1 protein-coding gene is annotated in these 487 nt (G+C 60.8%); it reads right to left on the bottom strand.

Going from position 1 to position 487, the window contains the following annotated elements; translation table 11 throughout:
* Positions 1-487: DDE-type integrase/transposase/recombinase (locus tag VF684_RS20940; RefSeq protein WP_440174402.1), on the bottom strand; the 487-nt coding region annotated here is incomplete at both ends.

Consider the following 487-nt stretch of genomic DNA (forward strand, 5'->3'; position numbering starts at 1 on the left):
GTGACTGATACAGCCCAGAGCAATACTGCACGCCGCGGTCCGAATGATGGATGAGTTCAGCGCCGCCACGCCGTTGCTTCAGCGTTTTCTTGAACGCCATCGCCACCGATTCGGCATGCATTCCTTCGTGCACGTGATGGCCCACTATCTTGCGTGAGTACGCATCCGTCACCAGGCTCAGGTACAGCGGCCCGCTCCTGGCTGGCAGATAGGTGATGTCAGCGACCCAGACCTGCTCCGGGGCCACCGGCGTGACCTGCTCTGGCCCCGCCTTGAGCAAGTTGGGATGACGATAGAAACGGTGAAAGCTGTGGGTGGTCTTGTGATACGCCCGCCTGGGCAGCACCAGCAAGCGGTGCTCGGCCAATATCTGAAACAGCCTGTCACGCCCGACCTTGAGCCCGCCATCATCCTGACCCTGCAGCAGATAATGCAGCTTGCGAGTGCCCACCCGAGGTTGTCGCAGTCGAACCTGACGCACAAAGCG

The sequence above is a fragment of the Aeromonas sp. Lyrl_2 genome (assembly GCF_051948815.1).
Classification (GTDB): domain Bacteria; phylum Pseudomonadota; class Gammaproteobacteria; order Enterobacterales; family Aeromonadaceae; genus Aeromonas; species Aeromonas veronii.